Source organism: Prevotella pallens, from assembly GCF_900454935.1.
Classification (GTDB): domain Bacteria; phylum Bacteroidota; class Bacteroidia; order Bacteroidales; family Bacteroidaceae; genus Prevotella; species Prevotella pallens.
On sequence record NZ_UGTP01000002.1, the window covers coordinates 41,040 to 67,087 of the forward strand.

The following is a 26,048-nucleotide window of genomic DNA, read 5'->3' on the forward strand; positions in this document are numbered from 1 at the left end:
ACGAGCACACTCTATGAAGAATTAGGAATAACAATAAACTCGACGACGGATACATGTTGAAACAACTTATACAGCTACAAATAGTAAAGAAACGGCGCAACTTTAAATGGAAAAATCTTTTTCTTGGTACCTATTTTTACGTGCTCATAGCTATACTCATTGTCTCTTCGTTTGCAGAGATGGGCGGAGATATGCTAAAAACGCTCTTACAATTTAAATGGGAACGCATTATCCCCACAGTAGCTACAATGATTATTTTGCCCGATGTTCTTTCCAAACTACTATTTAAAACAGACTCTGCCATTATGGACGCATACATAAAGTCGCGCCCTATTAGCAAACGAACGTGGATATATTTTATAAGCATAACCAATCTGTTTAACTTCTGGACATTGGCATGGGCACTACCTTTAAGCATTGGTTGCTTCTTTCTAATGCCTTTCGGAACAGCGTTTGCGTCAGCAGTGCTGTTGCTCTCCGTGTCTTACACCAACAGTTTAGCCGTCGTAGCCCTTCGCACCTCACAAGGCTGGGAATGGAAATGGGCAACCATAGTGGGCTGGCTTATGTGGTGGTCGCTAACATTTGTACATGGGCTAAACCTCTTTGGTATGTCGTGGGGCATACACATATCGTTGCTTTTCTGTCTTATTATATTAGGCATAGCAACTGGAATCTACTATCTGCAATGCCTAAATAGCTACGATGAGCGCAGAAAGAAAACAGAAAACGTGAAAAAATCGCACAGTTCGGCTTTCTTCATAGAAATGCGCCCCTTTGTTAGAGGTAAACGCCTCCGACTGGTTTTCATACTTCCCATCATACTCATAGCGCAAGCCTTTTGGTATGCTTCAATGGGGAGCGATGCGCCTGATGCAGAAAGCACCAACATAATGCTACCAATGGCAATAATGGCATTACCTATTATGGCTCTCCAACTTACGTTTGCACTGGAAGGAAACTATTTCGATGGGCTTTGGACACGACCTATAAACATAGCTCAGCTGTTGTTCCGCAAATACTACACAGCTATACCGCTCTCGCTCGTAGGTTTTGTGTTGCTGTTGCCCACCTATTTTCTCTACAACACCAGTATATTCTTACTGCTCGGTTGCTTGCTATTTTCGGTTGGTTTTGCCAATCTAATAATACTTACTTACTGCTTCCGAACCAAAGCAATAGATATTTTTGCATCGGGTTTTATGAATACACAAGGCACCGATTTCAGTCCTGCAAGCTTTGCAATAGCTTTCACTGTTATGCTGGGACCTATGGTATTAACAATGTTTGTTCCACTAAACATTTTAGGCTTTGTGCTCGGTGGCATTGGCATTATAGGTTTGGTGGCACACAAGCACGCTATTAATTGGATAGCAAACCGATACCAAAGAAACCGATACCGACACTTTGAACGTTACAGAAACAAGTAGACGTTAAACAACATACTTAATTAAAAAGACAAAAAATATACGATAACAATAGCCGAATATGGAAATAAAGATAGAAAAATTAAAGAAAATTTACGGACAGAACACCGTGATAGACATACCCGAACTAACACTACACAAAGGCGAACTTGTAGGACTGGTGGGCAACAATGGTGCAGGAAAAACCACGCTGATGCGTCTCATGCTCGACCTTATTCGTGCCAACGAGGGGCAAGTGCTATCTAATGGTAGTGCGGTAAACGAGTGTTTCGAGTGGAAAAAATATACAGGGTCGTTCGTAGATAAAAGTTTTCTCATCGATTATTATACGCCAGAAGAGTTCTTCAATTTTGTTGCAAGTGCTTACGACATTGATAGTGCAACTCTCGCAGAACGTTTGCAAGGCTTCGAATCGCTAATGCGCGATGAAATTATGGGCACAGGAAAGCTTATTCGCAATTTCTCTGAAGGTAACAAACAAAAAATAGGAATTATCGGAGCAATGATAGTAAACCCCGAAATACTTATTCTCGACGAACCTTTCAACTATCTCGACCCATCGTCGCAAATAAACATAGCACGCATTATTCACGAGGTGAACCAACAACACGGTACTACCGTGCTGATTTCGAGCCACAATCTGAACTTCGTTTCAGAAATTTGCAGTCGCATAATACTTATGGAAAAGGGTATTATATTAAAAGATTTAATTAACACTAACGAAGCTGCTGCTAAAGAATTGCAAAACTATTTTGAGGAAATGTAGGCGCAACGGCAGGAACATAATACAATAAAAAAGATGATACTAAGACTATTTTTTACTACTTTCGCCTGTCTTTCTGCTACGCTTTTTGCCTGTGCAAAGCCAACGGATAAGGAGAAGATAGACAAGGTAAGGTACGAAATTACCTACCGTACGAAGAGTATCATCGACACCACAAAGGTCGATTCGCTCGGCAATTTCATCTACAACGAGGAGGATATGCGACTCGATGTGGGCGAACAAGTGAGCTTCTTTTATAGCTATTCCAATGCTCTCTACGAACAACAACGCATCGAAATGATGAACAAAGGCAACTTTTCAGTGCCTAATATGCGAGGTGGAAGCATCTATTGGAAGCTATTCAAGAACTTTCCAACAGGCAAAACAACTTACATAGACAATGTTTTCCGTGATGGATTTCGTGTTGTAGAACCCATTGAGCAGCCACAATGGGAGCTGATACCCGACAGTACAGCCCGTATTCTCGACTACAACTGCCAGATGGCACGCTGCAATTACAAAGGCAGACAATGGTTCGCGTGGTTCACAACTGATATTCCCATCGACAACGGACCGTGGAAATTAGACGGATTACCGGGACTTGTGCTCCGTGCATACGACAATTCCCGCCACTATATCTTCGATTGCGTAGGCTTAAAGCAAACCGACGGCACACGCGACATAGTGTTCGATGACCGTTTTAATAGCTACGAGGAAACCTCTATGCGCAACTTGCAGCAGCTGAAAGCCAACACCACGCCTATGGATATTATGAATAGAAGTGGCAAAGGTGTAACGTTCAAGGTAGTAAGCGGCAGTGTTAATGGCAAGCTAACCGAAGCACAGCAAGAGGCAATGCGCAAGCAAATGCAGAAAAGACAACCACAAAACCCAATAGAAAGATTATGAAACGTATTATTTTAACAACAGCGGCACTCGCCCTTACTGTGCTTACCGTAAGTGCAAAGCCTAACAAAAAGGACGAAAACAAAGTTATCGACAAGCTCAAGTACACCATTACCTATCAGACAAAGAGCGTACGCGACACCACAAAACTCGACTCTGCAGGTCGTTATAACTATGAAAACGACGATATGCAGCTGCTGATTGGCGATAAGGTAAGCTACTTTTACAGTGTTACCCACCATACTTATATGGAGAATTTGCGCAAGTCGATAGATGGAAACAATATGCTAATACCAACTTCAAACACAGCACGGGGCAACCTTACAATGGAGTTTTATCGTAATTATCCTGTAGGAAAATCTACCTATATTGATAATGTGCTAAGCGAAGAATTTCGCATTGTGGAGCCTTTAGAGCAACCCCAATGGGACATTATAGCCGATAGTACAAAGCAAATACTTGACTATCATTGTCAAATGGCGCGCTGTTCGTTCAAAGGACGTACGTGGACAGCTTGGTTCACAACCGATATTCCATTGGACAACGGACCTTGGAAGCTGTGCGGATTGCCCGGATTGATACTCCGCGCCTACGATGCTAAGCAACAATACATTTTCAATTGTGTGGGTATGAAGCAAGCAAAAGAAGGCGAAAACATTACTTACAGTTCCGATTTTGACAAGTATGCTGCCTCAACAATGAAAGAATTTGTAGACTATCAACGCAAAGCAATTCCCGAAGATATACTGGCAACGCAGGGAATAAAGATAGAAGTGCCCGAAGAAATGAAGGCTGAGATGATGAAGGCATTGGCAAAACCGCAGCCCAGCAATCCACTTGAGCTATAACAAATAATGCGTACAAGCATAACGCCTTCATTTAATAAACCACCTAAAATACTATTGCTATGCAAATTGCATTAACCATAAATGCTAAAAATGCTTTTCCTCACTCGCTAAATAAGTATTGGAAAAAAGCATTTGCACTCTCATTGTGTATTCTTTTCACACTCGTTGCATCAGCGCAAAACCATATTTCAGGCATCGTGATAGACTCCTTATCGCAGAAGCCCATAGCAAAAGCCAACATTATGTTGCTGAAAGACGGTAAGGTGGTTACTTTCTGCCGTTCCAACGATAAAGGTGAGTTCAGCCTATCGCACAGCATATCCAATTTGAAAGACCTACAACTGCAAGCCACAGCATTAGAATATAAAAAGAAACGCATAGCCATTTCTACCCCAACAAACAATCGGATAGAAATGGTACAGCAGATTTTTGAAATGCAAGAGGTTACAGTGAAAGCAGGACCAATTACAGGTGTCAAAGACACTATTACGTTCGATCTTACGCGCTTCACTTCCGAAAGAGACAATTCGCTGAAAGATGTGTTAGCAAAACTTCCGGGCGTAAACGTAGACAACAGTGGTAAGATAAGCGTAAACGGCAAAGATATCAGCCGTTTTACAGTGGAAGGACTCGACCTTAGCGATGGAAAGTATAACAAGCTAACCGAAAATATAAAAGCAAAGGACGTGAAGAAAGCAGAAGTTATAGAACACGACCAACCCATTAAGGCTTTGCGTAACAAGGTGTTCAGCGACAATATAGCAATGAATGTAACACTAAAAGACGAAGCTCGCGATCGGCTTTCAGTAACATTGCGACCTTATATATCAGTGGGTAAGCCCACACATATTGCAGGTTCGGCTAACATATTGCAAGTTGGTAAGCGTAAGCAGATTATGTACGATGCGATATACGACCGTCGGGGCAGAGATGTGGCTCAGTCGGGCATTACATTCGTCTACGATTTTATGGCTCCACAACCAGTTTCGCTCTCATCGTGGTACAGTGTTCCTACACTCAGAGCACCAATAGAAGCCGAACGCTTACGTTTCAATACATCGCAGAGTTATAGCATAAACCGCCTAACAAAAACTAAAAATGACAAAGAACTACGCATAACAGCCGACTATTATCGTAACGTTCTTCGCCAAAACACAAGCAATAGCTCAACCTATTACTTTGCCGAAATACCTACAACTACTACCGAAAAGCAGCAAATGATGCTGAAAGAAGACATTTTTAATTTCAGTATAGACAAAAAGATAAATACCGAAAAGCGTTATGGTTCGATGCGTTTCAGTGTGAATGCCGAGCAGGACGATGCCTTATCGAAACTCGAAAGCACAGGGCACAACTATATTTCACAACGAGTACGCACACCAAAAGTAAACGTGAAAGGTTATATTACCTCTTCGCAGAACAACGAGCATGGCACACTTTCGCTACAATCTATTGTAGATTATCACTACTCGCGTAACGATTTATATATCAATGCAGACCAAGAGAAAATTAATTCAAACCTTTGGCATAACAACAACGAGGTGAGTTGGCGCACTTCGAAAAATGGTTTTACACAAAACTATAACTTTTCTATAGACTTACAACACCTGAATGTACACAACGGACACACACAGATAGCATTTCATTCGTCGCCTTCGCTTAACTACGAAAAGGGAAAATGGCGTGCAACAGTGCGACAAAAGTTAGACTTAGAGTATCTTACACAACAACGCAAATGGTACTTTCAGATGTCTCCCTCGATATATGCAAACTATAATAAGAGTAGCCGTACAGAAACAAACGCATTGTTTTATTACGCACAATCTATTCGCGGACTGTCTGATTTTGCACTTGATAGCTACCGAATTAACTATCGCACATGGCAGACATCGCCCACGTTTATGCCTCGTACCCAATCGCTAAACTTCAATCTGAATCACAGTTATAAACGTGTCGTAAAAGAATTCTTCTCTAATTTCTCGCTAAATGCTAACCGCACGTGGAGCAATTCTGTAGTAGATATGCAAATTCAGAATGGTAACTACCTTATGACATATATACAACACAACACGAAAAGCACTAACTTAACAGGACGTTGCTGGTTATCAAAAGGATTTTACAAACAGCATTTCAAAACATCGTGCAGCATATCGGCAACTTATAGCAATGGCGAACAGTACACAGCAGGCAACATCTTGCGCTATCAATATCGTTCCTTAACATTTTCGCCAACGCTCACTTATTCGCCTTCATGGGCATTTGTAACCTATAATGGCGACTTCGCTCTCAGCAGATCAACATTCAACAATGCATCTATCTCATCACGTTTCAATTGGAAACAGAGCCTGACGCTTACCTCCACTATTCAAAAGGTAGACCTTTCGCTGTCTGGCATCTACTATCATAACCAGTTGGAGGGCGCAACCCTCAACACATTTATTGCCGATGCAAAAGTAACTTGGCGACAGAAGAAGTTTCTTGTGCTTGCTACACTTGCCAACTTGTTTAACAAACGCAACTACATAGAAACATCATACAGTGGTGTGGGCATTTTTACAAACAGCTACGAACTGCGTCCGCGCGAACTGATTCTTACGTTCGAGTTTAGACTATAGCTACTTAGACGCATATACCGCTTCGGATCTGTACATAAGAATAAACAAATAAATTGCTGAATATATTTGGCAAATTTCATAAAAACTCTGTATCTTTGTGGCAAAACATAAAGAGAAAAGTTATGGAATATACTAAATTAACAAACGGTGTAGATATGCCATTATTAGGATATGGCGTGTTTAGAGTACCGGCAGACGAGTGCGAACGGTGTGTAAGCGATGCGCTTTCTGTGGGCTACAGACTGATAGATACTGCACAAGTATATCGCAACGAAGAGGGTGTGGGTAGCGCATGGCGCAAGAGTGGCATTGCACGCAACGAACTGTTTATTGTTACTAAGATATGGATTACCAATTCGGGGGAGGAACGAGCAGCAGAAAGCATAAACGAAAGTTTGCGCAAACTACAAACCGACTATGTAGATTTGTTGCTTATTCACCAACCTTACGGTGATGTGTTTGGAACGTGGCGTGCGATGGAAAAAGCATATAAAGACGGTAAAACACGTGCCATTGGCGTATCTAACTTTCAGGCTGGACGTTTCTTCGACTTCACTCACTTTGCCGACACAAAACCTATGGTAAACCAATTGCAATGCAACACGTTGGCACAACAAAAGGACATTCAGCCTTTTTTAGCAGAAACAGGAACAAAAACAATGGCATGGGGTCCACTGGGCGGACAAGGTGCCGATGGTATTGTGAAGAGCGAACTGCTTACAAACATTGGACAGAAATATGGCAAATCGGCAGCACAAGTGGCTCTCCGTTGGCTAATTCAGCGTGGCATTGTTGCCATACCAAAGAGTAGCCATATAGAACGTATGAAACAAAACTTCGATGTTTTCGACTTTTCGCTAACCAATGACGATATGGCGCAGATAGAAACAATGAATCAATCGGACACTGGTTTCAGAAATTATACCGACCCAACATACATTAAGCGTCTTATAGAGTTTTAAATAATAGTAGCAGCCATCAACACAAACAAAAGGTTGATGGCTGTTGCATTGCTATAAAAGGAAATAGAACCGAAAGAAATAAGAATGAAGACATTAGTTTCAGTATGTGTTGCCATAGCCTTTGTTTTATTGGCTTACAATTGCAATTGCAACCTAAACAGCAACAACAGCGAAGATATATCGCTAACAGGAAAGAAAGCTACCCTAACCTATCCGGGCATGGTAGCCAATGTGAAGTATATAAACGATAGCACTATTTATTGGAAATCTATTGACGAAAACGACAGCATTGACGAACAAACTAAAGCAATGAAGATGAGAAAGATAGACAATGGAAAGTTCTTTATTAGCTGGATAGGAGACTATGGTGTTACATCTAGTCAGGTGGTAGACTTGAATAAGAAAACTTTTATTGAGTTCTATACTTCGGCAGACATTTTAGGTAACCGAGTTGGTCAGATGATTGAAGGGAAATACGAATTAGACAAATAAGCCATAGCTTTTAGAACAAGTCCCCATACACAACATAGCCTCCTACCCCACACAATAGTGGCAGGAGGCTATTTGGGTTTAAAACTTGTTGCAGATGCTGGCTAATAGCTGACCAACAAGCACGGCAACGATGCCTAAAACAATGGTCGCAGAAAAATATAAGAGCGTTGTAGCAGACAGTCCACTTTTCAACAACGTAGAGTTTCCACGTGTAAAAGCAGAACAAACTACGAAACCGCCACACAACCCCAACACAAGCATTAAACGCGTATTGAAATGAAGCGACTGACTATAATGAAAGATTGATGCAAAACCTATAGTAAAACAACTTACTACATTTACAAGAAGCACTGTGCGCGGACTTGGCTGAGCTACTATGTTATAAACCATTTGCATTACAAAGGTATTCATAAATGCTCCAAAAGCACCACCAAAGATTAGTAGAATTATATTTACCATTTTTACTATTTTTGTCCACAAAGATACAAAAATAACAAAGAACCAACAAGCATATAGTATTCTACTTCTGTATTCACTCACAATATGTGGCTGTTATACCTCGCAAAAATGGCAACTATGGGTATATTTTCTCCCATTTCATCAGCACTTTTAGCATGCTGCAACTATGCAAAACTGTATATCAATAAACAATATAAAGCATTAAAAACACCTCTTCCTACTTTATTTTGCTAAACAGTGTGGGCTATACCACTAAAAAACGCGTGCCACTTGTTGTCCAAGTAGCAAGGCAAGGAAACCAAAAACAAGGCTGCAAAGTGTGTAAATAACAGCAGAGCCAGACATTCCTGTCTCTACAAAGTTAGCATTCTCGTTCATAAAAGTAGAGAATGTGGTAAATCCGCCACAAAAACCAGTTGTAAGCAACAGACGTGTTCCAGGTGTAAGCCAACTGTTAGAGGGCAATGCCGAAACAAGTCCTATTAGAAAGCACCCTAAAACATTAACAGTAAAGGTGCTAAATGGATAGGCAGAAACCATTGAAGATGCCCACAAACGAGATACAAGATAGCGAACAATGCCACCCATAGCACTCCCTAAACCCACTAAAACAATATGTTTAAACATCTGCTTTTTGACCGCAAAGATACAAAAACTACAATAAATAAAGAAACGTAGCTATGTTTTTAAAAAGAAATATAGTAACTTTGCTTCTCAAAATACACCAATAAAAGGTGCACTTTAACGACTATTTTACAAGCAAAGATGATATATCCCAACAATTTTGAACAGAAAATAGGTTTCAACGATATTCGTTCGCTATTACACGAGCGTTGTCTTTCCACGCTTGGACGCGAACAGGTAGACAGTATGGAATTTTCTATAGACACACTGCAAATTAACCGCTGGCTGACCGAAGTGAGAGAATTTCGCAACATACAAGAAGGTTTAGAGCCATTTCCACTAGACAATGTGTTTGACGTTCGGGCAAGTGTAGCGCGCATTCGTCTCGAAGGCACATATATGGAAGAGGACGAACTATTTGATTTAAAGCGGTCTTTGGAAACTATTATTGCTGTGGTGAAATTTTTAAGTGTGGGAGAAGAGTTGCCCAATGGCGAAATACAGCACACTTATCCTGCTCTCTATGCGCTTTCCGATGGGGTCGCAACATTTCCTATTTTGGTGCAACGCATTAGTCAAATTATCGATAAATTCGGCAAAATGCGCGATTCGGCATCGTCAGACTTACTTCAAATTCGTAGAGAACTGGCACGTGTAGAAAGTAGCATATCGCGCACGCTTAACAGTATATTGCATTCGGCACAAAACGAAGGTGTGGTAGAACGAGATGTAACGCCAACCATGCGCGATGGACGTTTGGTTATTCCGGTTGCACCAGGTATGAAACGCAAAATATCTGGCATTGTTCACGATGAGAGTGCAACGGGAAAAACTGTTTTTATAGAACCTACCGAAGTGGTGGAAGCCAACAACAAGGTGCGCGAACTGGAAAACGAGGAACGTAAGGAGATTATACGCATTCTTAGAGAGTTTGCTAAACAAGTGCGTCCGTATGTGCACGAAATACTCGACTCGTATCATTTTCTTGCGCTTATAGACTTTATTAGAGCAAAAGCCGAACTGGCACGTATGCTGAAGGCAATTGAACCTGAAGTGAAATCTGAACCTCATATCGACTTTATTCGTGCCATTCACCCACTGTTGCAGCTTGCTCTGGCAAAGAAACAACATTCAACAATCAATAACGATAAACCTGATGTGGTTATTCCACTCGACATTCAGCTCACCATCGATAAGCATCTGCTTATTATTTCAGGACCTAACGCAGGAGGTAAGTCGGTATGTCTGAAAACGGTTGGACTACTTCAATATATGCTTCAGTGTGGTATTTCTATTCCGGTAAGTGAGCGTTCTACTGCAGGAACATTTCAAAACTTAATGATAGACATTGGAGATGAACAGAGCATAGAAAACGATTTGAGTACATATTCATCGCACTTAATGAATATGAAGACGATGATGAAACAAGCAGATAGCCATACGCTTATTCTGATAGACGAGTTTGGAACAGGAACAGAACCACAAATTGGAGGGGCTATTGCTGAAGCGGTGCTGAAACAATTTTGGAAAAAACAAGCATGGGCTGTAATAACTACGCACTATCAGAACCTTAAACACTTTGCAGAAGACCACAAAGGTGTTGTAAATGGTGCGATGCTATACGACAGACACGAAATGCGACCGCTCTTCCAGCTGGCTATTGGCAGACCCGGTAGCTCGTTTGCCATAGAGATTGCTCGCAAAACGGGTATTCCTGAAGAGGTTATTAACGATGCTTCTGCCATTGTTGGTTCCGACTACATACAGAGCGACAAGTATTTACAGGATATTGTTAGAGACAAACGTTACTGGGAAACAAAGCGACAAACTGTGCATAGCCACGAAAAAGAGTTGGAACGCACCATAGCCAAATACGAAAAAGAAATAGAGGAATTGCGACAAAGCCGGAAGGAAATTATTAAAAAAGCGAAGGCGGAAGCTGAAGAAATTATTAAGGAAGGCAATAAACGAATAGAAAACACTATTAGAGAAATTAGACAACAGCAAGCCGAAAAGGAAGCTACAAAACGCATTAGGCAAGAACTTGCTATGTATAAGCAAGCTATGCTTGATGACGCTACAACATATTTAAACACAAAAAACAAAGCGAAAGCACAAAAATTAAACAACAAACAAACTATGCGCGAGGGGGGATTAATGACCGACGAGGAATTGCAAGCACGCATAGAAAAGATAAAAAATAGAAAAGAACGACACGAACGACACTTGCAAAAGAAAGAAGAACGCAAGCAAAATGCGGCAGAAAGTTTGAAGGCTGCCACAGAGAAAAGAAATATAAACCGACCAATAGGTGTAAACGACACTGTACGCATAAAAGGATTAACGTCTATTGGCAAGGTTGAACTGATTGATAATAAGCAGGCTGTAGTTATATTTGGTGATATGCGCACCAAGATGGCTATTGCACGACTGGAACTTGTAGACGACGACACGCTGAAAGAAAACCAAAAACAGTTTGCAGCATACAACTATAGCCGACAAACCCGTGAAACCATAGACGAGCATCGTAACCAATTTAAACAAGAAATAGATGTGCGAGGTATGCGTGCCGACGAAGCTCTGAATCAGGTTCAGCACTTTATAGACGACGCCATACTTGTTGGCGTAAGCCAAGTGCGCATACTTCATGGTAAGGGTAATGGCATTCTGCGCACTATGATAAGACAGTTTTTAAACACCATTCCAAATGTAAAGGGTGTTCGCGACGAGCATGTACAGTTTGGCGGAGCTGGTATAACTGTGGTAGATTTATAGGCTTTCGTGGCATTCGAAAGGATACGAAACATACAGAAAATGCCCATTTCATCGGGCATTTATTGTTTTACACAGCTTTGCCATTAAACTCAAATAGGGCTATTATACTGCAATATATATAGGTATTATCAATATGGTATTGTTTCCTACATTTTTTATTTTCTTATCGGCATCTCGTCTGTTGTTGCAACTTTACGTAGCCCGCTACACCTGCATTGCAAAGTTAATATATCAGCACTATACAATAACAGAATTTGGCAATACGCTAATAAACTATTTTGGTTTCAGTGCATAGAAAATAGTGCTACTTAGATAGTAATTTCTTACCTTTATGTGAGATAAAAAACCAATTGTTAGATGCCCAATGCCAATGACTTTCGCTTATAGTGTCGGCTGTAATCTTCTGTCCGGTATTGGTTACTTTTGCCTTTCCATCTTTAAAGGGGTTTGCAAACTTATATTGAGGCTTTATAACTACGTTGCCTCGCGTGTCGGCAAAGCCAAAAAGCTCGTTACTGTCCATAATCCTAAAATAGCCTTCGCTGGGGTAATCTGGTCCGTTATCGAAATTGAACACATAGAAAAGCATATTGCCTTTATTATCAATACACCTTATTTTTCCACTATTATCGCCCACAAAACCTATCCTAACTATTGTATCTGTATAGCTACACAAATATTTGCAGGCAACAACGGTATCGCCTTTCGCATTTACGTAACCATACAAATTGTTCTTCTCTGCCACGAAAAGTCTGCTATCTGTGTGGGCACAATTTGTGAAAAACAGTGCGATAGAAATTAGGCTAAGAGCGAAATATTTGCGCAGAATATTAGTTTTGATATGCTTTTGTTCCATATTCGTAGTTTAATTCACTGAAATATCTTTCGTTGTCGATTCGATAAATGGGTATATAGACTCGCTTTGTGCGAATTGTTTTCACATACATGGTGCCATAAGAGAAAAGCACAAGTATTCTATTGCCACACAAAGATAGCTATTAAAGTTTATTCGCCAAAAATATACGAATAAATTTTATAAAGCCAATTATAAAGCGTTGAACAACTACAAAGTTGCAACATTGAGAATGCAAATATTTATAAGGATATATAACTGCCAACTTACAGATATCTAAAACAAATACGACAGATATCTAAAACGAACACGACAGATATCTGAAACAAACACGACAGATATCTGAAACGAACACGACAGATATCTAAAACGATGGTAGCTGGTATACAACTGACTGTTAAATACTTAGAAGTGATGAAAATTAAAACCATTGTATAAGTTTTTAGGGCTATAAGATTGGAAAAACAGTAATCTAAAACAGACTATTAGGGTGTAATATATCTTTCCCATATAATAGTGCTACATTCTGCTTTCGTTTGCTTTATTGTTTGCTGTTTTGCCTGTTTCTCAAACGTGCCACTGCTTGCTATATTTTCGTTATAAAATGAATTAGTCTGCTCAACAATAAAACGGAAATCTGGCAAAGTGCTAATTGTTGGTTTAGCGTATAAAAGACGAATAGTGGGATTCGTTAAACTCAAATAAGTCGTTAGAGCTAAACATATTTTGTTCTATAAAATAGCTACTTGTTTTATTTGACATAAAACGAGATAGCACCAATGTAATAGTACCAAATTAGACTTAACGCAGATAAGAGAGAAAATTGAAAACCGTTATTGCAAGGGTTGCAAGCGTAAGGAATTTGAAAGTAAAATTGGTGAATTTGGTATTAGTTAATGCAAAGAAATGAGCAATAAGTGGTGAGGTTGATGCGATAATGATACCAAGAATAGCATCGAAATGTTGCGGTTGCAGGCATAAAAACAATATGGAAAGTATGTTTATTTGAACAAAAAAGCTGTAAAGCATACGCGTACGTATACTATCGGAACGCCTTTTACGCAAATAGTGAACGGTTCCAATAATAGCACAAAGCATTATCCACACACCTGTAAGAATCTGATTTATAGAAAGCAACCAATAGTTTGCAAAACTACCAAAGGTTAGAAGCTCACCAAAATGGCGCACCACCACTTGCCATTCGCTTTGATAAAGCACAACACTAAGTGCAACAATATTTGGTAAAAGAAGACCAAATATAGACGAAATATAGTTGCGAACACTTGTTGCCTGAAGACGTGTACGCATTAGTATCCATATAATTGGGACATAATAGAGTATCTGCACCCACACTATACTGCTAAGACCAAGACAAAGAAAACCGTAGAATACCCAGCCTTGCGAATACTTGTCTTGATAGCAACGAAACAAACAAATGTAAGAACCTACTATACAAAGTGCTACACTGGCAGCTCTGATGGATACAAACTGGAAAGTTGCCATAGTAGTGAGCGCCATATAACAACACGACACCATACGACTGAAAATACGTATGAGGGCATTTGTGTTGTTGAGCTCCATCATTAGAAAGGTTGAAAAAAGCATACAAAGCAATGGAACAATGGCAAATGTATCGTTGATACAAACCATTGTCCATACAGAAATAGAGAAGAAGGACATTACTGCTGGTGCCCATCTGCTCTCTGAAATTCTGTTTTGCAGTAGTTTGCGCCTTATATTCATTCCTTACTAAATAGTGCACTTATAAGTCGCTACCAATATCTTTACGGAAGTATTTGCCTGTAAATTCTATCTTTTCAGCTTCAGTGAAACTCTTAAACAAAGCTTCGTCTTTAGTGGGACCATACGACGAAACTGCCAAAACACGCCCACCATTGGTTACAAGTTGCCCATCTTTGATAGTTGTTCCACTATGGAAGAGCACCGTATTCTCTGAACAATCGTAGTTGCTAATGGGGTATCCCTTTGTATAAGCTCCTGGATATCCACCACTTACCAACATAATACAAACCACAGAACGGGTGTCGGTTTCTATCTTACAACGGTCTAATGTTCCATTTGCCACCCCTTCGAACAGGTCTACAATATCTGTTTTTAAACGCAACATAACACTTTCTGTTTCAGGATCGCCCATTCTACAGTTATATTCAATCACCATTGGGTCGCCATCTACATTAATAAGACCAAAGAAAATAAAACCTTTATAGTTTATACCTTCTTGTTTCAACCCATTTACTGTTGGTTTTATAATGCGATGTTCCACTTTTTGCATCCATTCGTGGGTAGCAAAAGGCACAGGCGAAACGCTTCCCATACCACCAGTATTAAGTCCGGTGTCGCCCTCGCCAATTCGTTTATAGTCTTTTGCCTCTGGAAGTATCTGATAGTTAGTGCCATCGGTGAGTATAAAAACAGAACACTCTATACCCGACAAATATTCTTCGATGACAACTTTTCCTGACGCATTGCCAAACATTCCACCAAGCATCTGCTTTAACTCGTGCTTTGCCTCGTTTAAATCAGACACAATCAACACTCCTTTTCCTGCTGCTAAGCCATCAGCCTTTAGCACATAAGGTGGTTTTAATGTCTCAAGAAACTTTAATCCCTCTTCTAACGTGGTGCTATCGAAGGTGGCATAGGCTGCTGTTGGTATTGAATGGCGTTGCATAAAGCCTTTGGCAAAGTCTTTACTACCTTCGAGTACCGCACCAGACTTAGATGGACCGATAACTGGTATATGCTTTGTGCGTTCGTCTTGTTTAAAATCGTCGTATATTCCACCAACTAATGGGTCTTCAGGACCTACAACAACCATATCTATAGCATTATCTGCTGCAAATGCTTTAAGTTTCTCAAACTCGTTTACACCTATTGCAACATTTTCGCCACAAGCTTTTGTGCCTGCATTTCCTGGCGCAATGAATAGCTTTTCACACTTCTTGCTCTGTGCTATCTTCCATGCCAAGGCGTGCTCACGGCCGCCACTACCTAACAATAATATCTTCATAAGCGCCTTTACTCCTTTACGTTAGAGTTTTATTTTTTTATGTTTAGTGTTTGTTTGTCTAATGTTTTTTACTTCAGATAGTCTTCGAAATATTGTGTAATTCTCTCGTGTAAATGCACACTTTGGTGTCCTCTCATATTGTGAGGTTCACCAGGATACACAAAGAAATCGGGCTGTGTTCCTGCAGCTATGCATGCCTTAATGAAAGTAAGGCAGTGTTGTGGCAACACTACAGGGTCGTTTAAGCCTGTTATTATCTGTAGTTTTCCCTTCAAATCCTTAGCTTTCGTCAAAAGTGAAGTCTTTGCATAGCCTTCTGGATTTGTTTGCGGTGTGTCCATATAGCGTTCTCCGTACATGGCTTCGTACCACTTCCAATCGATAACAGGACCACCGGCAACACCCACTTTGAAGGTTTCAGGATAGTTTGTGATAAGCGAAATTGTCATGAAACCACCAAACGACCAGCCATGCACACCTATTCGGTCGGCATCAACAAATGGTAATGTCTTCAGATACTTCACTCCTTGCATCTGGTCGCGCATCTCAACCTGTCCGAGCTGACGGAAAGTGGCTTGTTCGAATGCTTTTCCACGATTTTCGCTACCACGATTGTCTATAATGAATAGCAAATATCCTTTCTGTGCCATATAGGTTTCCCACGAGCGAGAGCCGTAATGCCAGCTTGCATCAACGTTGTGGGCGTGTGGTCCACCATATACATATATCACGGTTGGGTATTTTTTTGATGGGTCGAATCCAATGGGTTTTACCATTCGCCAATACAAATCGGTAGTGCCATCGTCGGCTTTCAACGAACCAGAACTATACTCTGGCAAGTTAAAACCACTCCATGGGTCTTTCGCAGTAAGCCAATTCTTAATTGTGGGGTGTGTTCCTATGGTAGTAATATCAATCTTTCGTGGTACAGTAGGTTCAGTGTAGTTGTCTACAAGGTATTTTCCACCATCGCTAAGTGTTGCATTGTGGTAGCCACGACCATTATCTAACAAGGTACGGATGCCATTTTCAACATTCACAGACCATGTATTGCGTTGTATTGGACTACATTCGTTAGACACATAGACAATAGATTTTGCTTTGCTATTAAAGCCTAACACATCCATAACTACCCAGTTACCTTTTGTGATCTGCTTTATTTGCTTACCATCTTTATCGAATAAGTAGATATGATTGTAACCATCTTTTTGCGAAAGCATAATAAACTGATTGGCATTCCATGGCAAAAAGAGGATAGGATGAGTTGGTTCAACGTATTTAGCATCGGTCTCACGATACAATTCGGCAATTCTCTTGCCAGTCTCTGCATTGTATGACACCAAACGACAATCGTTCTGATCGCGATTTAGTTCGAACATATAAATGATTTTGCTGTCTGGACTCCACTGAATGTTAGTGAAATAACGGTCGGTCGGGTCGCCAGCATCAAGGTAAATTGTTTTCTTGGTATTTATATCGTACACGCCTACGGTTACATTGTGAATCTTTTCTCCCGCCATAGGATATTTTGTGGGTTCTGGTGTTGCTATACGTGATTCGCCTTTTGCTGGCTTCCAATCTACCTCTGGTATATGAACAAGTGGATAATCGGTTACCATACTTTGGTCCATACGGTAGAATGCAAGACGATTACCTGTTGGGCTCCAGAACAAACCGCCTTTAATACCAAATTCGTTGCGGTGTACAGCTTCGCCATACACTATATTGCGTGAACCATCGTTAGTGAGTTGTGTTGTTTTTCCAGTATTATCTGTAACAAATAGTTGGTTGTTCTGCACGTAAGCTATTGCTCTCGACTCTTTATTATAAGCTTGTGCTTGAGCATCAGCAACAGTTTCGGTTGAGCTTTCTATCTTTTTAGTTTTAAAATTTATTGTTAGAAGTTCTTTTCTGGTGGGTATCTGCACCAATGGTTGATTGGCAGATGGAAAAGAAACATGGAACAACGAACGCACAGTTCTGTCGCTATTGTCTTTTGAAAGTATAGCATTAATGTCATCAAGCGTGAATAATGTTGTTTCTTTCAGTGTGTTTGGGTTTACGATGGAGCATTTATTGTTCTCTAAATGCACTATCTGGTCGCCCCACCACGTGGTATAACGGTTTTCTGCCCGTAGGTTCTGAAAGTTCTTGCCACCGAAATTAAGGTCTTCGAGTGTAAATGTTTTCTGTGCCATAGCGTTGTTAGGCAATGCTAAACATAGGGTTGCTATTGCTAATCCTGTAGTTACTATTAGGTTCTTAGTCTTCATTTGTATTATATTTATCTTTTTTACGAAACTTATTTCCTTTGTTTCCTTTATCGAATCGCTTACCATCGAACTTCTTTTTTCCTTGAAAAGCTCCTCTTTCATCGTCGAAGTGGTCATCTTTTCGGAAGTTCTTACGTCCGCCTCGTCTACCGTTTTCGCTTTTCTTTCCACCTATAGATATGTTGTGTTCAAAGCTATGGAACGTGAAAGAGCGTATATCTCCTTCTTCGTTCTCTTCGGTTTCATCGAGTCTTTTCTTAAATTCACGGTTCTTTTTAAAGCGATGCTTTTGTGCCATTTCGCGCTTTTCGTCCTCTGTTTTCACAATGCCACCTTCTGCACGGAAGTTGTCTAATTTACCATCGAACATTTGATAGCGTCGAAATTCGCATTCTAACGAGCCGTTGTACACTGGTATTTTAATACTTGGCTTCAGTCCTATTTCACGAAAGCATTCTTCCCGATACGATAGAATCCAAGCCTCGTTACCTATGAATTGGTGCTTTAAGCGTTCACCTATCATTTTGTATGTACCTAACAGATTAGGTGTAGAGATGCGTTCTCCGTATGGAGGATTCATCACAATAATACTCTTCTGAGCTGGCTGAGTAAAGTTTTTAAAGTCTTTGTTCTCTATCGTTATATCTTTAGAGAAGCCTGCTGCAGCTACGTTTATCTTTGCAGTGTTCACTGCTTTCATGTCTACATCGTAGCCATAAATATGATGTTCGAATTCGCGTTCTTGTGAATCGTCATTGTATATCATATCGAAAAGTTCCTGATCGAAGTCTGGCCACTTTTCAAAAGCGAACTCTTTGCGGAATACGCCTGGCGAGATATTACGTGCAATGAGAGCTGCTTCGATAGGCAGAGTACCCGAACCGCACATAGGGTCAATGAAGTCTGTTTCTCCTTTCCAGCCTGTCATCAATATCATACCAGCTGCAAGCACTTCGTTTAATGGAGCTTCTACGCTTTCTTGACGATATCCTCGACGATGCAAAGACTCTCCACTAGAATCTAACGACAGTGTTGCTTTGTCTTCAGCAATATGGATATTCAGTCGAATATCTGGATTGCTCACCGATATATTTGGTCTGATGCCTGTATTTTCACGGAACTGATCGACAATGGCGTCTTTCACTTTATAGGTTACAAACCTTGAGTTTTTGAACTCTTCAGAGTAGACTACTGAGTCTACCGAGAATGTTTTGCCTTTTAAGATGTACTTACTCCAGTCTATTTTCTTAACTTCATCGTACATATCATCGGCACTCTTAGCCTTAAAATGTGCTATAGGTTTTAGCACTCTTATGGCTGTATGCAGCTGGAAGTTGGCGCGATACATTGTTTCTTTGTTTCCGGTGAACGATACCATACGCCGTCCTATCTGTACGTTGTTAGCTCCCAGCTGGGTGAGCTCCTGCGCCAAAACCTCTTCTAACCCCATAAAGGTCTTGGCAATGAGTTCAAATTCTTCCATTAATTTGTTTGTTAAAACTTATATTTGCCTGCTTTACCTACTGATTGTGGATTGGCAGACAAGATGTTATTTCTTGTTTATGATATTATTATTTTTGCTTTTTCAAAATATTCTTACTGTCATTATATTGCTGTTCCTGCTATTTTATGGTGGCAGAAAGGTTGTAACGACTTTGCAAAGATAATGATTTTCAACGAAAAAACAAGCGAGTAGAGAAAAATATAGTGGTAATAACAGACTTTTTCTAAACAAATATCCCCATTATCTTATTGACAATGGGGTGATATGTGCTATTATCTAAATATATTGGTTCTCATTTTACGTTGCGAGCATCTTTCCTTTACTCGCAATGTATACAATTCTTACACCTTATTATATATATAACAACATTTGCAGAGAAACGTTGTTGTACGCCTGCATACCTGCTTTACACTTTTATTACATTAGCCAAGATACTTCATTAACACACGTGCGTTACCACTTAAGCGTATTTTTTCTATCGCCTTTTCGCGTATTTGGCGCACACGCTCGCGTGTAAGTTGCATTTCAGTGCCGATTTCTTCTAAGCCTTTTTCCTGACAGCCTATACCGAAACATTCTATCACTATTTTGCGTTCGCGCTCTTTCAGTGTGTTCTGTAACACCGATTTAAGATCGTCCGACATTGATTCGAAGTCTACACCGCGGTCTGTTCGAGAGTCTTCTCCCGATGCCAACATATCGCTCATAGAGTTATCGTCGTCGTCGCTAAATGGCGCATCTATACTCATGTGATGGTTGTCGGCATTCTGACTTTGGTGAATACGTGCCTCATCAATGCCTGTTAGTTCGGCTAACTCGTGGATAGAAGGACGACGATTGTGCTTTTGAATGAACTCGTTGGTTACTTGGTTTATCTTTGAAATTGCTCCCACCTGATTTAAAGGCAGACGCACTATGCGACTTTGCTCTGCAATGGCTTGCAGTATGCTTTGTCTAATCCACCAAACTGCATACGAGATAAACTTAAATCCACGTGTTTCGTCAAACTTTTCAGCTGCCTTCACAAGTCCAATGTTACCTTCGTCTATTAGGTCTGTAAGCGAAAGTCCTTGGTGTTGGTATTGTTTGGCAACAGAAACCACAAAGCGTAGGTTCGCTTTTATAAGTTTCTCTTTTGCGCGTTCGCCTTTTCTGCCGCCTTTATGAATTTCCTGAGCAAGCTCAATTTCTTCATCAACGGTAATCATTGGTTCACGTCCAATCTCCACTAAGTACTTGTCTAGTGCCTCACTGGAACGATTGGTAATACTTTTTGATATCTTAAGTTGTCGCATTAGATAAAATATACCTAAATATTAAATATGGTGTTATGCTCCGTCTGGATAGACGGAATATTGTGCAAAGTTACTAAACATTTATTGAATAACAAAATATTAACTCATAAAATATACTTTATTAACATCTCATATCCTCCTTTTTGTTCGTTACACGGTATTCGTTGCAAACTGTATGCCAAAAGTCATACTGTGTCAGTGGTATTTTGGTTAGTTGTTTCGTTATGTTTCAACGCTTCAAAGCAAATGCCCCAAAATATGGCTATATATAGCTTTCTTTCTGGGGCAATACTTTCTTATGCGACGAAAGTCGATATGCACACTCTTTATATTCTATAGAAACCTTGTCTGCTTTCTATGCGGTTTACATTGGCTACTTAGTTTCTTAGTTCTTTCTATTCTGCCTTCTTGGCAGCTTATTTTATTTTGTGTGCCAGCTCGGCTTTGTAAATATCGCTGTTAATGTTTGTTTCTACTTCTTTAAAGCGTTCTTTGCTTTAGTATAGGTCTTTTTTACTGCCTTTCCTACTTTCACTTCGTCGCGTTTCACAGCAGCTCCAACTTTCTTTGCATCGCGTTTGAATGCACAACCTGCCTTGTGAGCAGCTGTTTTTACTTTTGCTTCGTCGCATTTTACAGCAGCTCCAACCTTTTTAGCATCGCGTTTAAATGCACAACCTGCCTTGTGAGCAGCTGTTTTTACTTTTGCTTCGTCGCATTTTACAGCAGCTCCAACCTTTTTAGCATCGCATTTGAATGCACAACCTGCCTTGTGAGCAGCTGTTTTTACTTTTGCTTCGTCGCACTTTAAGTCTTTCTCAAAACGATTTACTGTAGTACCATTTTTAACCTTTGTGGTAGTGCTTTTCTTGCAATTGTTTGTACACTGAGCTTGTACTGCTGTTGTACCAAGTGCCATTGCTGCTACGAGCGATAAGGCAATTTTACGTATTTCCATTTCTTTCGTCTTATAAATTAAACAAAATTGTTATCCAAAAACTGGTGTTAAGTCGTTATTTTAGTTTCCCTAATCCAATTTTATGTTGTTGCAAATATACTTAAAACTTATTGACTTTACAAGTTATGCGTGGTTTCTTTATTGTTTCTTAACAGTAACTTTAGTCTAATTCAGGCATTAGAACTATGATAGAATATAATGATATTACACCTTATTATATATATAGGGTTATAACTAAGTCTTCAGCATTACTTTTCAAACTATATGTTTGCAGTGGATTACACCACTGCAAAAAGATAATGGAAGAACAAAGCATAAGCAATGCTGAGAGGTATGCTGTAAACATATCTCTCTGCAAATTAAAGTCGTAGTTTGTTGTTTCTTTATTAAGGCTTAATAGAGCCTTGCATTTGGAGTAATAATGTTGTGGAACAATTCAAAGTTTGATGCGTCTACTGGTTTTGTTTCATCATTATCGTCTGCTCCTACATATACAGGTCTGATAGAAGCCCCTTGGTCTTTAGATGGAGCGGCAATATTCATTGTTTAATGTTAAGTTAATGTTATTCTCTTTGATTTATGTTTTTATTACGTCTATAATGTGAGATGATGCACTGCTGTTTTTTACTTTTTGCGAAAAAAAGAAACACAGGTAATGCTATAAGCTATGTGGTTTAACCAAAATTGATAGTTAGGGCATAAACATATTTCGGTTTATTATCGAGCATCTGTCTGTCGTTGTAACACAGGCGTAACGGGCTACGTAAAGTTACAACTACTGGCAAAATGCCAATAAGAAAATAAAAGATGTTAGCAAACAATTCCATAGTAATAAGAATTATGCATATTGTGTCTAAGTATCCATTTGGTTTTAAAACAGTTTAGCTACCGTTTGTTCCGTAGATTACTCTTTTGCAGTAGTTTCATTGTCTGCCCAATGCACCATATCATAAGGATAATACTGATTGTTCTTTAAGTCTGAATCGTCTATGTGCATTATCTTAGCAACGGCTGCAACCTCCCACGCCCAGTAGCCTCGATAACAGTTATCTTTCAGATGACTGTTATACCAAGGTGCATCGCTATTTAGATTATACCACCTATCAAGATACTTGTTAAGGGCATCTTTGGCAGCGGCTGCATTTGGTGCCTGTATCACCTTATACAGTCCGTTATACAATCGGGGATAAGCAAGTGTCTCTGCATATTTCTGCTTCTCTTGCTCTTTCATTCTAGAGTTCAGCATAAACCAGAGCAACAAGTCTGGTGTCCAGCCAGATGGTTTTGCCTGCTTATCCATTCCGCAAGGTTCAACAAAGAATATGTCTCGCGGTGTCCAGCCAGATGGTTTTGCCTGCTTATCCATTTGTTTTACATAGTCAATCAGTTGCCTGAAGTTATTATCGGGAATATTTAATAGTACACCCAACGAAACATAATTCAGTATATCTGCATAAATTGGATTTCTTTTATTAAACGCCTGCAAGAAATAATACATAGATTTTATATATATATCGCGCAGTTCGTCTATTTTGGCATCAACAGAATACTTAGATTGAAGAATTAAGATATAACTATAGCTAAGAGAACGATACATATACAAATTTATATTTTTTGCTGTATCCATTCTCGCTTTAGTTGTTTCCATTATATCCAAATCTTCTGCCAGAACTCTCTCAAAATCCTTTCTGGTCTTCAATTTGTCTCTAATAGGTTTATCTTGCTCCTGCTTTGAACGGCTAAAGAGGAAGTTTAATATCTTCATAAATTATTATCAATTAACTAACCTTTCTCCAGTGAATGAATCACCTTACGATTTTATGATTATACATATTTCGTTGTAAATGTAGACATTGTTATGCTACAAAGTTGCGCATCGCAACCATTTAGATGAGAAGTCTTATGTAGTTATTGGGTTGTTCTGGTGTTTGTAATATATTGCAAAGTTATAAAATATTAGAAGAATAGCAAATTTTTGTAGACAAAAAACGAAAGAAAGACTAAAAATAGTGCATTAACAGAATTAATTGCATTACTACCGGGTTGGCAAGAAACAATAAAAGCAGAGTTTCTTCATAATATCTAAGTGGTGAAAAACAGATATCTAAAACGATATTCACAGATATCTGAAACGATGCTCACAGATATCTGAAACGATACTCACAGATATCTGAAACGAATGCCCTCTATGTGTGCCACCGTTTTGCCACATTTGTTCCGCAGATATTGGAATGTATAATTCAGTGGAATTAATATATTGTTTATGGTATTGCGTTCTGTGTTTTTCTGGTTCTTTGCTGGTGTATTGTTTTACTTTACAACTTGCCGTTGTTTGCTACATTTTTATTATAAAGTTAAAGCGTCTGTTCAATAATAACACAAAATATACCAAAACTTTAATAGTCTATTTAACCCTAATAGGTTGTTATAGCATAAACATATTTTGCTTTATTAGCGAGCAAATTGGCTATCGTTGCATAGCAGACGTAGCGAGCTATGTCAAATTAAAAAGGCAGATAAGATGCTGATAAGAAAATAAAATATGTTAGCAAACAATACATCGTGATAAAAACTATACATATTGTGGTTTAATTATCCATTTGTGGTTAAATTTATAAAACCTCTCTATTGTTATTATACATATTCGTAGCAAAGAAGGGCAAGAAGCATAAAACCATCATCGAGAATATAAATATGTGGTTTTAAAGAGGTTATAACACCTATAAACATAAGCCATTTTAAGCGTTATGGTGCTATAAAACGAAAGAACTCCCTCCATGGAGAGACCATTGAGGGAGTCTTTTAAGCTATGAGAAATGTTTTTTGTTGTTTTTGGTTAGTAAGCGAACAATGGATAACCTTTCATTGTTTCATTTACCTTCTTGCGAACATCTGCAATGACCTTTTCGTCTTCTGGTGCAGAAAGAACCTTGTCTATAAGTTCTGCAACAAGCACCATTAGGTCTTCTTTTGCTCCACGAGTAGTCATAGCAGCTGTACCAAGGCGTATACCAGATGTTTGGAATGCAGAACGAGTATCGAACGGTACCATATTCTTATTCACTGTGATATCAGCAGCAACAAGAGCATTCTCTGCAACCTTACCAGTTAGTTCAGGGAATTTAGTGCGTAAGTCTAGCAACATAGAGTGGTTGTCTGTACCACCAGAAACGATGCCATATCCACGCTTCACAAGTTCGTCGGCAAGCACAGCAGCGTTTTTCTTCACCTGTGTTGCATATTCTTTCCAGCTTGGAAGTAGAATTTCGCCAAATGCAACAGCTTTAGCAGCAATAACGTGCTCTAACGGACCACCTTGGTTTCCTGGGAACACAGCAGAGTCGAGAAGTTGCGACATCTTCTTTACCACACCCTTTGGAGTTTTCTTTCCCCATGGATTGTCAAAGTCTTCTCCCATCATAATAACACCTCCACGCGGACCACGCAGTGTTTTGTGTGTAGTGGTTGTTACGATGTGAGCATACTTAACTGGATTCTCAAGCAGTCCCGCAGCAATTAATCCTGCAGGGTGAGCCATGTCTACCATAAAGATAGCACCAATTTCGTCAGCTACCTTGCGGAAACGTGCATAGTCCCATTCACGGCTATAGGCAGACGCACCTGCAATGATGAGCTTTGGCTTGTGCTCGCGTGCTAGTTTTTCCATGTGGTCGTAGTCTACACGTCCCGTCTCTTTATCGAGTTGGTAACCAATTGGGTGGTAGAGAATACCAGAGTTATTCACTGGGCTACCATGCGAAAGATGGCCGCCATGGTTCAGGTCGAGTCCCATAAAAGTGTCGCCCGGTTGGAGAACAGCAGCAAGAACGGCTTGGTTAGCCTGTGCCCCAGAGTGTGGTTGCACGTTAGCCCAGCATGCGCCGAATATCTTCTTAACACGCTCGATGCAGAGGTTCTCTACTACGTCTACTACCTGACAACCACCGTAATAACGCTTTCCAGGATATCCCTCAGCGTACTTGTTGGTTAGGTAAGACCCCATTGCCTGCATTACTTCGTCGCTGACGAAGTTTTCCGAAGCAATCAGCTCCATGCCTTTTAATTGGCGTTGGTGCTCTTGCTCGATGAGATCAAAAATCTCAAGATCTTTTCTCATGTTGTTTAAGTATTAAAAGATGCCTCCTTCGACTATCCACGGTTTTTAGTAAGATGCCGTCAAAAGCAAGGTTGTTATAATTAGCTGCAAATATAGGAAAAATCTAATAACACGGCAAATATTTCGTATAAATATTTGCATAGACA

19 protein-coding genes and 2 pseudogenes are annotated in these 26,048 nt (G+C 39.8%); 9 read left to right on the forward strand and 12 right to left on the reverse strand.

Translation table 11 applies throughout. From position 1 onward, the window contains the following. The first annotated feature begins 53 nt into the window (after positions 1 to 53). From DX009_RS09355 to DX009_RS09385, 7 genes are all read left to right on the forward strand, one after another. Positions 54 to 1,430 (forward strand): DUF5687 family protein, encoded by a 1,377-nt coding sequence (locus DX009_RS09355; protein ID WP_115083875.1) that lies wholly within the window; start codon positions 54 to 56, stop codon positions 1,428 to 1,430. A 58-nt stretch (positions 1,431 to 1,488) separates the two neighbouring features. Beyond that, complete coding sequence (locus tag DX009_RS09360) at positions 1,489 to 2,193, forward strand: ABC transporter ATP-binding protein (RefSeq protein ID WP_115083876.1); 705 nt, start codon at positions 1,489 to 1,491, stop codon at positions 2,191 to 2,193. 33 nt (positions 2,194 to 2,226) lie between these two features. Further along, complete coding sequence (locus DX009_RS09365; protein ID WP_115083877.1) at positions 2,227 to 3,099, forward strand: GLPGLI family protein; 873 nt, start codon at positions 2,227 to 2,229, stop codon at positions 3,097 to 3,099. After that, on the forward strand, positions 3,096 to 3,944 hold the full coding sequence (locus DX009_RS09370) for a GLPGLI family protein (RefSeq protein WP_115083878.1): 849 nt from the start codon (positions 3,096 to 3,098) through the stop codon (positions 3,942 to 3,944). Before DX009_RS09365 ends, DX009_RS09370 begins: the two co-directional genes overlap by 4 nt. A 59-nt stretch (positions 3,945 to 4,003) precedes the next feature. Continuing rightward, complete coding sequence (locus DX009_RS09375) at positions 4,004 to 6,559, forward strand: carboxypeptidase-like regulatory domain-containing protein (RefSeq protein WP_115083879.1); 2,556 nt, start codon at positions 4,004 to 4,006, stop codon at positions 6,557 to 6,559. Between the two features lie 122 nt (positions 6,560 to 6,681). Continuing rightward, on the forward strand, positions 6,682 to 7,521 hold the full coding sequence (locus DX009_RS09380; protein WP_115083880.1) for an aldo/keto reductase: 840 nt from the start codon (positions 6,682 to 6,684) through the stop codon (positions 7,519 to 7,521). Positions 7,522 to 7,605: 84 nt separating this feature from the next. Next, positions 7,606 to 8,013 (forward strand): MoaF-related domain-containing protein, encoded by a 408-nt coding sequence (locus tag DX009_RS09385; RefSeq protein WP_115083881.1) that lies wholly within the window; start codon positions 7,606 to 7,608, stop codon positions 8,011 to 8,013. Positions 8,014 to 8,091: 78 nt separating this feature from the next. On the opposite strand, the gene DX009_RS09390 is transcribed toward DX009_RS09385, so the two are convergent. Together DX009_RS09390 and crcB are read right to left on the reverse strand one after the other, a co-directional pair. Beyond that, positions 8,092 to 8,472 (reverse strand): fluoride efflux transporter FluC, encoded by a 381-nt coding sequence (locus DX009_RS09390; protein WP_006046256.1) that lies wholly within the window; start codon positions 8,470 to 8,472, stop codon positions 8,092 to 8,094. A gap of 252 nt (positions 8,473 to 8,724) precedes the next feature. Continuing rightward, positions 8,725 to 9,099, reverse strand: coding sequence for a fluoride efflux transporter CrcB (gene crcB / locus DX009_RS09395; RefSeq protein ID WP_115083882.1), 375 nt, complete (start codon positions 9,097 to 9,099; stop codon positions 8,725 to 8,727). Positions 9,100 to 9,237: 138 nt separating this feature from the next. Between crcB and DX009_RS09400 the strand changes: the two are divergent. Together DX009_RS09400 and DX009_RS13825 are read left to right on the forward strand one after the other, a co-directional pair. Next, a pseudogene (locus DX009_RS09400) lies at positions 9,238 to 11,157 on the forward strand (endonuclease MutS2); the annotation flags it as partial. Between the two features lie 90 nt (positions 11,158 to 11,247). Beyond that, positions 11,248 to 11,871, forward strand: a pseudogene (locus DX009_RS13825) (Smr/MutS family protein); the annotation flags it as partial. Between the two features lie 304 nt (positions 11,872 to 12,175). Here the strand turns inward: DX009_RS13825 and DX009_RS09405 are convergent. From DX009_RS09405 to glyA, 10 genes are all read right to left on the reverse strand, one after another. After that, positions 12,176 to 12,616: a WG repeat-containing protein gene (locus DX009_RS09405; RefSeq protein ID WP_115084059.1), complete on the reverse strand. Its 441-nt coding sequence runs from the start codon at positions 12,614 to 12,616 to the stop codon at positions 12,176 to 12,178. A gap of 909 nt (positions 12,617 to 13,525) precedes the next feature. Further along, positions 13,526 to 14,467, reverse strand: coding sequence for a hypothetical protein (locus DX009_RS09410; protein ID WP_115083884.1), 942 nt, complete (start codon positions 14,465 to 14,467; stop codon positions 13,526 to 13,528). Positions 14,468 to 14,486: 19 nt separating this feature from the next. Continuing rightward, complete coding sequence (purD, locus tag DX009_RS09415; RefSeq protein WP_006046265.1) at positions 14,487 to 15,755, reverse strand: phosphoribosylamine--glycine ligase; 1,269 nt, start codon at positions 15,753 to 15,755, stop codon at positions 14,487 to 14,489. A gap of 68 nt (positions 15,756 to 15,823) precedes the next feature. Next, positions 15,824 to 18,028: a S9 family peptidase gene (locus tag DX009_RS09420; protein WP_115084060.1), complete on the reverse strand. Its 2,205-nt coding sequence runs from the start codon at positions 18,026 to 18,028 to the stop codon at positions 15,824 to 15,826. Then, complete coding sequence (locus DX009_RS09425) at positions 18,018 to 19,511, reverse strand: THUMP domain-containing class I SAM-dependent RNA methyltransferase (protein ID WP_006046267.1); 1,494 nt, start codon at positions 19,509 to 19,511, stop codon at positions 18,018 to 18,020. The genes DX009_RS09420 and DX009_RS09425 overlap by 11 nt, the downstream gene beginning before the upstream one ends. Before the next feature lie 443 nt (positions 19,512 to 19,954). Next, on the reverse strand, positions 19,955 to 20,827 hold the full coding sequence (locus DX009_RS09430; RefSeq protein ID WP_006046269.1) for a sigma-70 family RNA polymerase sigma factor: 873 nt from the start codon (positions 20,825 to 20,827) through the stop codon (positions 19,955 to 19,957). A 472-nt stretch (positions 20,828 to 21,299) separates the two neighbouring features. Then, a complete protein-coding gene (locus tag DX009_RS09435) occupies positions 21,300 to 21,785 on the reverse strand; it encodes a hypothetical protein (protein WP_115083885.1) in 486 nt (161 codons plus the stop codon). A 393-nt stretch (positions 21,786 to 22,178) separates the two neighbouring features. Further along, entirely contained in the window at positions 22,179 to 22,328 is a 150-nt protein-coding gene (locus tag DX009_RS13360; RefSeq protein ID WP_181792347.1) for a hypothetical protein, read from the reverse strand. A gap of 361 nt (positions 22,329 to 22,689) precedes the next feature. Continuing rightward, complete coding sequence (locus DX009_RS09440; RefSeq protein ID WP_115083886.1) at positions 22,690 to 23,550, reverse strand: PoNe immunity protein domain-containing protein; 861 nt, start codon at positions 23,548 to 23,550, stop codon at positions 22,690 to 22,692. Between the two features lie 1,071 nt (positions 23,551 to 24,621). After that, positions 24,622 to 25,902: a serine hydroxymethyltransferase gene (gene glyA, locus DX009_RS09445; RefSeq protein ID WP_115083887.1), complete on the reverse strand. Its 1,281-nt coding sequence runs from the start codon at positions 25,900 to 25,902 to the stop codon at positions 24,622 to 24,624. Positions 25,903 to 26,048 lie beyond the last annotated feature (146 nt).

Coding starts and splice junctions, on each gene's coding strand:
- DX009_RS09355 (WP_115083875.1), top strand. CDS start 54: ATGTTGAAACAACTTATACAGCTACAAATAGTAAAGAAACGGCGCAAC.
- DX009_RS09360 (WP_115083876.1), top strand. CDS start 1,489: ATGGAAATAAAGATAGAAAAATTAAAGAAAATTTACGGACAGAACACC.
- DX009_RS09365 (WP_115083877.1), top strand. CDS start 2,227: ATGATACTAAGACTATTTTTTACTACTTTCGCCTGTCTTTCTGCTACG.
- DX009_RS09370 (WP_115083878.1), top strand. CDS start 3,096: ATGAAACGTATTATTTTAACAACAGCGGCACTCGCCCTTACTGTGCTT.
- DX009_RS09375 (WP_115083879.1), top strand. CDS start 4,004: ATGCAAATTGCATTAACCATAAATGCTAAAAATGCTTTTCCTCACTCG.
- DX009_RS09380 (WP_115083880.1), top strand. CDS start 6,682: ATGGAATATACTAAATTAACAAACGGTGTAGATATGCCATTATTAGGA.
- DX009_RS09385 (WP_115083881.1), top strand. CDS start 7,606: ATGAAGACATTAGTTTCAGTATGTGTTGCCATAGCCTTTGTTTTATTG.
- DX009_RS09390 (WP_006046256.1), bottom strand. CDS start 8,472: ATGGTAAATATAATTCTACTAATCTTTGGTGGTGCTTTTGGAGCATTT.
- crcB (WP_115083882.1), bottom strand. CDS start 9,099: ATGTTTAAACATATTGTTTTAGTGGGTTTAGGGAGTGCTATGGGTGGC.
- DX009_RS09410 (WP_115083884.1), bottom strand. CDS start 14,467: ATGAATATAAGGCGCAAACTACTGCAAAACAGAATTTCAGAGAGCAGA.
- purD (WP_006046265.1), bottom strand. CDS start 15,755: ATGAAGATATTATTGTTAGGTAGTGGCGGCCGTGAGCACGCCTTGGCA.
- DX009_RS09420 (WP_115084060.1), bottom strand. CDS start 18,028: ATGAAGACTAAGAACCTAATAGTAACTACAGGATTAGCAATAGCAACC.
- DX009_RS09425 (WP_006046267.1), bottom strand. CDS start 19,511: ATGGAAGAATTTGAACTCATTGCCAAGACCTTTATGGGGTTAGAAGAG.
- DX009_RS09430 (WP_006046269.1), bottom strand. CDS start 20,827: ATGCGACAACTTAAGATATCAAAAAGTATTACCAATCGTTCCAGTGAG.
- DX009_RS09435 (WP_115083885.1), bottom strand. CDS start 21,785: ATGGAAATACGTAAAATTGCCTTATCGCTCGTAGCAGCAATGGCACTT.
- DX009_RS13360 (WP_181792347.1), bottom strand. CDS start 22,328: ATGAATATTGCCGCTCCATCTAAAGACCAAGGGGCTTCTATCAGACCT.
- DX009_RS09440 (WP_115083886.1), bottom strand. CDS start 23,550: ATGAAGATATTAAACTTCCTCTTTAGCCGTTCAAAGCAGGAGCAAGAT.
- glyA (WP_115083887.1), bottom strand. CDS start 25,902: ATGAGAAAAGATCTTGAGATTTTTGATCTCATCGAGCAAGAGCACCAA.